Annotated in this window: 5 protein-coding genes, 1 tRNA gene and 1 riboswitch; of the genes, 2 read left to right on the plus strand and 4 right to left on the minus strand. The window is 43.9% G+C overall.

All coding sequences use genetic code 11. The features are described 5' to 3' along the window. Positions 1 to 23: 23 nt before the first annotated feature. Positions 24 to 1,139 (minus strand): pyridoxal-phosphate-dependent aminotransferase family protein, encoded by a 1,116-nt coding sequence (locus tag VPNCDNU1_RS09210; protein WP_104400069.1) that lies wholly within the window; start codon positions 1,137 to 1,139, stop codon positions 24 to 26. Between the two features lie 197 nt (positions 1,140 to 1,336). Beyond that, a riboswitch (Lysine riboswitch) is annotated at positions 1,337 to 1,510 on the plus strand. Between the two features lie 118 nt (positions 1,511 to 1,628). Between VPNCDNU1_RS09210 and lysC the strand changes: the two genes are divergently transcribed. Continuing rightward, positions 1,629 to 2,999 carry a lysine-sensitive aspartokinase 3 gene (lysC, locus tag VPNCDNU1_RS09215; protein WP_104400077.1) on the plus strand — a complete coding sequence of 457 codons (1,371 nt, stop codon included), beginning with the start codon at positions 1,629 to 1,631 and terminating at the stop codon, positions 2,997 to 2,999. A 58-nt stretch (positions 3,000 to 3,057) separates the two neighbouring features. Here lysC and metH read toward each other — a convergent pair whose 3' ends face one another. Continuing rightward, on the minus strand, positions 3,058 to 6,684 hold the full coding sequence (metH, locus tag VPNCDNU1_RS09220; protein WP_237324111.1) for a methionine synthase: 3,627 nt from the start codon (positions 6,682 to 6,684) through the stop codon (positions 3,058 to 3,060). Positions 6,685 to 6,938: 254 nt separating this feature from the next. Between metH and VPNCDNU1_RS09225 the strand changes: the two genes are divergently transcribed. Beyond that, a complete protein-coding gene (locus tag VPNCDNU1_RS09225) occupies positions 6,939 to 8,207 on the plus strand; it encodes a cation:proton antiporter (protein WP_104400071.1) in 1,269 nt (422 codons plus the stop codon). A gap of 42 nt (positions 8,208 to 8,249) precedes the next feature. Here VPNCDNU1_RS09225 and metA read toward each other — a convergent pair whose 3' ends face one another. Beyond that, positions 8,250 to 9,194, minus strand: coding sequence for a homoserine O-acetyltransferase MetA (metA, locus tag VPNCDNU1_RS09230; RefSeq protein WP_101115574.1), 945 nt, complete (start codon positions 9,192 to 9,194; stop codon positions 8,250 to 8,252). A gap of 866 nt (positions 9,195 to 10,060) precedes the next feature. Beyond that, positions 10,061 to 10,137: transfer RNA gene (locus VPNCDNU1_RS09235), tRNA-Asp, on the minus strand. Between the last annotated feature and the right edge of the window lie 92 nt (positions 10,138 to 10,229).

The raw sequence follows: 10,229 nt of genomic DNA on the forward strand, positions 1-10,229 counted from the left end.
ATGAATACAACGGTCTCAATAGTCTAAAGCGTATCTTCTAACGCCTTGAGACAGAGTGCTACATTTTCTTCACGTGCTCCATACCCCATTAATCCAATTCGCCAAGCTTTACCCGCTAGAGCTCCAAGCCCAGCCCCTATCTCTAGGTTGTATTTTTCAAGTAAAGTAGCACGTACGCTAGCCTCATCAATACCTTCAGGTATGTATACGGCATTCAGCTGTGGTAAACGTGAATCTTCTTCGACGACAAATTCAAACCCTAAGTTTTCTAACCCACTTTTAAGCTTGTTGTGCATCGCTTTGTGTCTTGCCCATGCGCCCTCAAGCCCTTCCGTTTTTAACTTCAGTAACGCTTCATGAAGTGCGTATAAGCTATTCACTGGCGCAGTATGGTGATAACTTCTTTTTCCTTCGCCACTCCAATAACCCAAAACTAAACTCTGATCTAAAAACCAACTCTGCACGGGGGTACTACGCTGCGTAATCTTATGAACGGCTGCTTGAGAGAAGGTTAACGGCGACAATCCGGGCACACACGACAAACATTTCTGACTGCCAGAGTAGACAGCGTCAAGCCCCCACTTATCAACGTACAATGGTACACCACCTAAAGACGTAACCGCATCGACTATCGTCAACGCACTATGTTGCTTAGCAATACTGGCAAGAGTTTGGGCATCAGAGCAAGCACCTGTCGATGTTTCAGCGTGGACAAATGCAAGTACCTTAGCATCAGGGTGTTGGTCAAATGCGGCTTGCACTTTTTGTACGCTTACCGGCTCCCCCCACTCATCATCGACAATAACTGCATCACCGCCACAGCGCAGAACGTTTTCTCTCATACGCTCTCCGAATACACCATTTCGACACACAATTACTTTGTCACCGGGTTCAACCAAATTGACAAAACAGGCCTCCATACCCGCACTGCCAGGGGCCGATATCGCGATAGTGAATTCATTCGTTGTTTGAAAGGCGTATTTCAAAAGATGCTTTAGCTCATCCATCATATTGATAAACAACGGATCGAGGTGACCAACCGTCGGGCGACTGATCGCTTGAAGAACCTCAGGATACACATCCGATGGCCCTGGTCCCATTAAAATGCGTCTTGGTGGGTTAAAGCTTGTTATTGTCATAGATGTTCTCATTTTATTGTAATTGTAGGTTTAAAAAATTGTATACAAGTCTTACTGTACAAATTTTACTCTAATGCATCAAATAGGCTTAGGTCGAGCGTCTAGAACGCAATTTTTACATAGCCAATATCACAAAATAACAAATTCACGCTTTGTGATTGACATTTTGGTCATAAAACCGTTCAATAAACGGGCTTTCTAGCAGAAGAGGAGCATTGCCCAGGCAGGTGTGGTGTGGAACCCCAATTCCAATACACTTCACTCAGGGGGAGCAGTGCCGAGATGATGATTCATTGCGGGTGAATTACACATCGGGCGAGTAGGTTGAATCCTACCGACTGTCACCAACAAGGTGAAGAGCTTCTGAGGTGCGCATTCCTTTCTTATGCTTTCCCTCTGCTCTACGTAATCTCTCTTCAACATCGGATGTTAAGTAGTCCCTTTGACTACTGTGTCGTTATTCTTGGACGTATTTTGGGAGACAGTGCTTTGAACGAGAACAAAGCTACTAGCGCATTTAATGTAGCGAAATTTGGCGGAACCAGTGTTGCAAACTTTGAGGCAATGAGCCGCTGTAGCACGATAATAGAAAACAACCCGAATACGCGGTTGATTGTAAGCAGCGCCTGCTCAGGCGTGACAAACTTACTTGTTGAACTTGCGAATGGCGTTCAAGAAGCAAGTAAGCGTCAAGAGTTAATTAAGCAGATCACAGATATACATCATCAAATTTTAGATCAGCTTGCAGATCCTGCGCATGCAGAAAAACAAGTCCATACTATTTTAGATTCCGTTGCGAGTGCTGCTGAAGCGGCATCATTCCAATCAAGTGAGAAGCTGACGGATCATTTGGTGTCATGCGGAGAGCTCATGTCTACGCACATTCTGACTCAAATAATGAAAGAGCGAGGCATTGATGCCGTCCGGTTTGATATTCGTGATGTCATGCGCACCGATTCAGTCCATGGAAAAGCGCAACCGGAATTAACAGAGATTTCTCGACTGGCACAAGAGAAACTGGTTCCGCTATGTCACCAGCAGGTGGTGGTAACACAAGGTTTTATCGGCTCAGATGAGGATGGAAACACCACTACATTAGGGCGAGGTGGCAGTGATTACAGTGCCGCATTGATTGCAGAAGCAGTTGAAGCAGCAGGTCTTGAAATTTGGACAGACGTCCCAGGTATCTACACCACTGATCCACGAATCGCACCTAAAGCGAGCCCAATTCCAGAAATCAGCTTCAGCGAAGCATCAGAAATGGCTAATTTTGGTGCCAAAATCTTACATCCATCGACTTTACTGCCAGCACTTCGCCACCAAATACCTGTTTTTGTTGGGTCATCAAAAGCACCAGAGAAAGGCGGAACTTGGATTCGTCAACAAGTAGAGAGTGCCCCCCTATTTCGTGCACTAGCATTGCGCTGCAATCAAACCATGGTGACATTACGTAGCCCAAATATGTTCCAAGCATACGGCTTTCTTGCTGATGTGTTCCAAATTCTCGCTAAATACAAAATCTCGGTTGATTTAATAACCACATCCGAGGTCAGCGTTTCGCTCACTCTTGATCAAACCAATACGAGTGGTGGAGCACCAGAGTTGCCTGCTGAAGCTAAGCGCGAGCTGGAAGAACTATGTACTGTAGATATAGAACATAATCTATGTTTAGTGGCTCTAATTGGAAACAATATGAAAGAGAGCAAAGGCTACGCGAAACAGGTATTCAGTACGCTGGAAGACTTCAATTTACGTATGATCTGCTACGGAGCAAGTGCCCACAACCTTTGTTTCTTATTGCACGAATCTGTGTCTAAGAAAGCCGTACAAGCACTCCATCAAGAGCTTTTTGAAAAGTAACCTTCAGGCAAAAAAGGGTTAGTACTTACCAACCCTTTTCCATTCTTTTACGTATTTATCAGTTAAGGTTGGGGCCAAGCCATTTTTCAGCCTCTTCCCACTCCCATCCTTTTCTTTCTGCGTAATCTCTTGCTTGATCTTCTTGGATCTGCGCAATGGCAAAATAACGGGAATCTGGGTGTGAAAAGTACCAACCCGACACTGACGCTCCAGGCCACATCGCGTAACTCGTGGTCAGTGACATATCGATCGCCTCTTCAACTTTAAGCATTTCCCACAACGTACCTTTCTCGGTGTGCTCAGGACAAGCGGGGTAGCCCGGTGCAGGTCGAATACCTTGATACTTTTCACGGATCAAATCTTCATTACCAAGATCTTCATCTTTTGCATAGCCCCAGATTTCTTTTCGTACCTGCTCGTGGAGATATTCAGCAAATGCTTCTGCCAATCGATCTGCTACCGCTTGAATCATAATGGCATTGTAATCGTCACCTTGCGCTTTATACGCGTCAGCGAGCTCTCGCTCCCCAATACCGCCGGTTACAGCAAATGCACCAATCCAGTCTTTCTTACCGCTGGATTTTGGTGCGATATAGTCAGACAAGCAGTAGTTAAACCCTTTGGGTTTTTCGGTTTGCTGGCGAAGGTTATAAAGCGTGTGAGCAACTTCTGTTCGACTTTCATCCGTGTACACTTCAATATCATCCCCAACGCTTGCGGCAGGAAACAGAGCACACATTCCTCGAGCTTCTAGCAAGCCTTCTCTTTCAACGCGATCCAACAGATCATTGGCATCTTTAAACAATCGCTGTGCTTCTTCACCCACTTCTTCATGTTCAAATATTGCAGGGTATTTACCTACCAGCGACCACGTCATAAAGAAAGGTGTCCAATCTATGTATTGACGTAGCGTGGATATTTCAAAATCCTCAAATACGTGGACACCAGGCTTAGCTGGTACTGGCGGTGTATAATTCCTCCAATCAATCGCGACTCGATTATCTCGCGCTCTCTCGACGGTCACAGGTTTAGTTCTAGGCTTCTTACGGTTGTGCTGGTCACGAACTCGAACGTAATCTGCATCCAACTTTTCAACAAAACCTGGATACAACTCATTAGATAACAAAGAAGTACACACACCAACCGCACGTGAGGCATTATTCACGTACACCACGGGCTTGTGATAATTCTGTTCAATTTTTACCGCAGTATGAGCTTTGGAAGTCGTTGCACCACCAATAAGAAGTGGAAGTTCAAAGCCCTGTCGCTCCATTTCTTTGGCAACATGAACCATTTCATCCAAAGAGGGAGTAATAAGACCAGATAGTCCAACAATATCAACGTTTTCTTCTTTGGCGACTTTAAGGATCTTCTCGCAAGAAACCATCACACCGAGATCAATGATTTCATAGTTATTACACTGTAATACAACACCTACGATGTTCTTACCAATATCATGAACATCCCCTTTTACAGTCGCCAACAGTATCTTTCCGTTTGTCGAACCTGCTTGTTTAGAGGCGTTAATATAAGGCTCTAAGTGTGCAACGGCCTGCTTCATAACACGAGCCGATTTTACTACCTGAGGAAGGAACATTTTACCTTCACCAAACAGATCACCCACTACATTCATGCCGTCCATTAGAGGACCTTCAATCACTTCAAGAGGTTTGGTCGCATTTTGGCGGGCTTCTTCCGTATCATCAACGATGAATTCTGTAATCCCTTTAACTAAAGCGTGTTCCAAACGCTTTTCAACAGGATAGCTTCGCCATTCAAGTGCTGAAGCGTCTTCTTCTTTACCTACGCCCTTTCCGGCAAACTCAGCTGCAATATCAAGTAAACGCTCTGTACCGTCATTACGACGGTTTAGAACCACGTCTTCAACCGCTTCTCGAAGCTTTTCTGGGACGTTATCGTAAACCTCAAGTTGACCAGCATTAACGATACCCATGTCCATGCCGTTCTTGAAACAATGGTATAGAAACACGGCGTGGATGGCTTCACGAACGTAGTTATTACCTCTAAAAGAGAAAGAAACGTTGGACACACCACCTGAAATCATAGCGTGTGGCAATTTTCGTTTGATATCGCCAACTGCTTCTATGAAATCGACCGCGTAGTTGTTGTGCTCTTCTATACCCGTTGCGACCGCGAAAATATTCGGGTCAAAGATAATGTCTTCTGGTGGAAAACCAATTTCGCCAACCAGAATATTGTAGGCATTGGTACAGATTTCAAGCTTGCGTTCACGTGTTTCAGCCTGACCGACTTCGTCAAACGCCATTACGACCACAGCGGCACCGTATCGTCGAATTAACTTAGCCTGTTCCAAGAATTTCTCTTTCCCTTCCTTTAGGGAAATCGAGTTAACAATACCTTTACCTTGAATGCATTTTAGACCCGCTTCGATGACTTCCCATTTAGAGGAGTCAACCATAATCGGAACTTTGGATATTTCTGGCTCAGAAGCACAAAGGTTCAAAAAACGAACCATACAAGCTTCCGCATCTAGCATCCCTTCATCCATGTTGATGTCGATGATTTGCGCACCGTTTTCAACTTGCTGACGCGCGACATCTAACGCTTCATCATAGAGCTCTTCTTTGATAAGGCGCTTGAAGCGTGCTGAACCTGTTACGTTAGTCCGCTCACCTACGTTAACGAATAAGGTATCTTTCGCTATCGTCAGAGGCTCTAAACCAGACAAACGACATGCCACAGGTATGGTAGGCAACTTACGAGGAGGAACACCTTCGCAGGCTAGTGCCATTTGGCGAATGTGTTCTGGTGTAGTACCACAGCACCCACCTACTAGGTTAAGGAACCCAGCTCTCGCCCATTCACCAATATGTTCAGCCATATCTTCTGGTGATAGATCATACTCTCCAAACGCATTAGGTAAGCCCGCGTTCGGGTGAGCAGACACACTGCACTCTGAAATACGTGAAAGTTCTTCAACGTATTGACGCAGTTCGTCTGGCCCCAACGCACAGTTCAGACCAAATGAAATGGGCTTAACATGTCTTAGCGCATTGTAAAAACCTTCCGTAGTTTGACCAGAAAGTGTCCGACCAGATGCATCGGTTATCGTACCTGAAATCATAACGGGCAATTCAATGCCCATTTCTTCAAATACAGATTCAACCGCAAATGCACATGCTTTAGCGTTCAACGTATCAAAAATTGTTTCAAGAAGAATAAGGTGTGAACCACCTTTGATGAGTGCGCGCGTCGATTCAGAATACGCTTCGACTAACTCGTCAAAACTCACGTTACGATATCCAGGGTCATTTACATCTGGAGAGATCGAACACGTTCGGTTAGTGGGACCAAGAACGCCAGCAACATAGCGTGGCCTGTCTGGGTTTTTTGCCGTCCATTCATCAGCAGCTTCTCTTGCCAGCTTCGCTGCTTCGAAGTTGATCTCTTCGCTCAGGCTTTCCATATCATAGTCAGCCATTGCAATGGTGGTGGCATTGAATGTGTTGGTTTCTAATATGTCAGCACCTGCTTCGAGATACTGACTGTGTATGTCTTTAATAAGCTGAGGCTGAGACAAAACTAAAAGGTCATTGTTCCCTTTTAAATCACAGTGCCAATCGGAAAAGCGCTCACCACGATAATCCTCTTCTTCCAACTTTAAGTCCTGAATCATGGTACCCATACCACCATCGATGAGCATAATTCTTCGGGAAAGTTGTTGTTCGATTTGTTGTCTTAAATTGCTTCCAGCCACACTACAGCCTCATTCCTTATCTTTGCTCTCATCCTACCATACATCCAATAGAAATCTAGACGTCCAAACCAGTAAATTATCGATCTATCACTGCTGCTTTTTTGCTAAATAGATGAGCAAAAAAAGTATTTGATATTGTGCAAAAGTAGGAGGAAAATCCGCCAATCACACATTTTGTTACATTTGGGATACCCTAGGTCATGTCTGTTTATTACACCCTGTGCTTTCTTTCCGCAGCTGCAATGCTGATCGCATTTATAAACAGTAAGATAGGAAAGATGCAGACAACAATAGCCATCACCGCAGGTGCGCTGATCTTATCGCTATTTATTATTATTGCAGGTCAAAACGATTGGTTTCACTTAACCAAAGTCGCTGCTGGAACAATGAGTACAATTAATTTTGAAGCGTTTTTGCTCAAAGGCGTATTAGGCTTTCTTTTGTTTGCCGGTGGATTGGGAATAAAGCTTCCTAATATGGAAGATCAAAAGTGGGAAATTACAATTTTAGCGCTTGGTGCCACATTGTTTTCAACGGCGTTTATTGGCGGTGCGCTCTACCTATTCTGTCAAGTAATTGGTATTCAATTCGATCTCGTATACTGTTTGCTTTTCGGAGCTCTTATCTCACCAACCGATCCCATTGCGGTGCTGGCCATCGTGAAAAAGCTTGATGCTCCCAAACGCATCTCAACTCAAATTGAAGGTGAATCCCTTTTTAATGATGGATTTGGTCTCGTCATTTTTGTCACGCTTTATACCATGGCATTTGGTACGGAATCCCCTACTATAACAAGCGTTACTTTACTGTTTGCTCAAGAAGCTATTGGCGGCGTCGTATATGGTTTTGCCCTTGGATTACTATTCCATTATTTAATCAGCGCTACCAACGATCATTCTATGGAGCTCTTATTAACGATAGGAATTCCGACTGCAGGGTATGCCTTTGCAGATGTAATTCACGTATCCGGTCCATTGGCCATGGTGGTTTCGGGGATTATGATCGGCAACTGGACTCGATTTATCGGCTTTTCAAAAGAAAGTGAAGAGCACTTAGATCATTTCTGGGAGTTAGTCGATGAATTTTTAAATGGTGTTTTATTCTTACTTATCGGTATGTCTATGCTTCTGTTTGAATTCCATCACGAAGATTGGATCCTAATGGCATTTTCCATCCCCCTTGTTTTGACCAGTCGATATTTGAGTGTTTGGCTCTCTTATTTAGGCTTCACTCGATACCGTAGCTACAATTCTTGGTCAGTAAAAATTCTCACGTGGGGAGGGCTTAGAGGAGGGCTAGCTCTCGCAATGGCTCTATCTATTCCTCCTGGTATTTTGGTGATTCCTGATAAGCTGATTGACGTAAAAGAGATCATTCTCGTGATGACTTATTCTGTTGTTGTATTTTCCATTCTTATACAGGGCTCCACTATTACCCCAATGATAGAGAAAGCCAAAAAAGAAGAATAAAAACAAAGGGCAGCGATTACGCTGCCCGAATTTTATAGCGATTTATTCTTCGTCTTTCGTAAAATTAGCTTCCGAAAAAAGAGACAAGTCATATGGTGTCTGCTGATAAACACAGTAGTTTAGCCAATTTAGAAATAACAAATGTCCGTGGCTTCGCCAACTGGCATTAGGTTTGTTATCAGGGTTGTTGTTTGGGTAGTAATTGACAGGAATCGGTGGCTCCATCCCCTCCCCTAGATCTCTCACATATTCGTTATGTAATGTGTGAGAGTCATATTCAGGGTGTCCGGTGACAAATACATTTCGCTTATCCTTCGTTGTCGCAAGATAAACACCGGCAACATCCGATGTAGCCAAAATATCTAAGTCTGTATGCTCCGATAAATATTCTGGTGAGAAGTCAGCATATCGAGAATGTGGTGCTAAGAAAGTGTCATCAAACCCTCTCAGAACAGGGTGGTAGGGTTGCAAGACTTGATGCTGATACACTCCAGACAACTTTTCTTTCCGAGTGCGTTTAGGCAGATTGTACAGTAGCTTTAAACCAGCTTGCGCAGCCCAACATACATATAATGTTGAGGTTACATGCTCTTTTGCCCAGTTCATGATTGTTTGAAGGTGCTCCCAATAGATAACATCTTCAAATTGAACGAGCCCTAATGGTGCACCTGTAATAATTAACCCATCAAAGTTCTTGTTTTTCACCATTTCGAACTGACGATAAAACGTATCTAAGTGTTCTGTTGGCGTATTCTTACTTGGTCGATTATCAATTCTTAATAGCTCTACGTCTATCTGTAATGGGCTATTTGATAATAGGCGAAGAAACTGAGTTTCCGTTTCAATCTTCTTCGGCATTAAATTAAGAATGAGTACTTTAAGTGGGCGTATTTCCTGCGTCGTTGCGCGAGACTCTGGCATTACAAATATATTTTCATGCCTTAGCGTATCCAAAGCTGGCAATTGATCAGGAATCTTAATGGGCATCTTACTTTCTCCCTAAAGCGTTTAGACGTCTATATGTCCAGACTATATCAGCTAATACCGTATGTCGAGCAGAAACTTTAAGGGAAATGGAACTATCAAATTGAGTAACTATTATGAGTCAAAGACGGCTACTGGAGCTTTTTTATAGATAAAATACATTAGTTCATAATGACAAAAGCCCACTCTATTCGACCTGGCATACTAGTAAGTGATAGGGCTATTGCAGTTACACTCGACTGGATTTGTTCGACCACAAGTTGATTACGTAGCTCTAAAACTCAAAAACCTCAACATTTCTACTGAGGTTTCTTAAATAAATGGGGGAGTGGCTGGGGTCGCACACGACCGGGACTCGTTCAACCGTAGGTTGAATGTATCTTTCTAAACGCAAAAAACCTCAGCATTTCTACTAAGGTTTCTTAAATAAATGGCGGAGCGGCTGGGGTCGCACACGACCGGGACTCGTTCGACCGTAGGTTGAATGTACCTTCCTAAACGCAAAAACCTCAGCATTTCTGCTAAGGTTTCTTAAATAAATGGTGGAGTGGCTGGGGTCGCACACGACCGGGGCTCGTTCAACCGTAGGTTGAATATACCTTCCTAAACGCAAAAAACCTCAGCATTTCTACTGAGGTTTCTTAAATAGATGACGGAGTGGCTGGGGTCGCACACGACCGGGACTCGTTCAAGCGTAGGTTGAATGTGCCTTCCTAAACGCAAAAACCTCAGCATTTCTGCTGAGGTTTCTCAAATAAATGGCGGAGCAGCTGGGGTCGCACACGACCGGGACTCGTTCGACCGTAGGTTGAATGTACCTTTCTAAACGCAAAAAACCTCAGCATTTCTGCTAAGGTTTCTTAAATAGATGGCGGAGTGGACGGGACTCGAACCCGCGACCCCCGGCGTGACAGGCCGGTATTCTAACCAACTGAACTACCACTCCGCAGTGGTATCTTTACTAAATAAAGTCTTATGGTTAGCTCGCTTTATCTAGTTTTGCCTTCAGATTGTTCAAAATCTGAAAACATAAAGTAA

The organism is Vibrio penaeicida (assembly GCF_002933855.1).
Classification (GTDB): Bacteria; Pseudomonadota; Gammaproteobacteria; order Enterobacterales; family Vibrionaceae; genus Vibrio; species Vibrio penaeicida_A.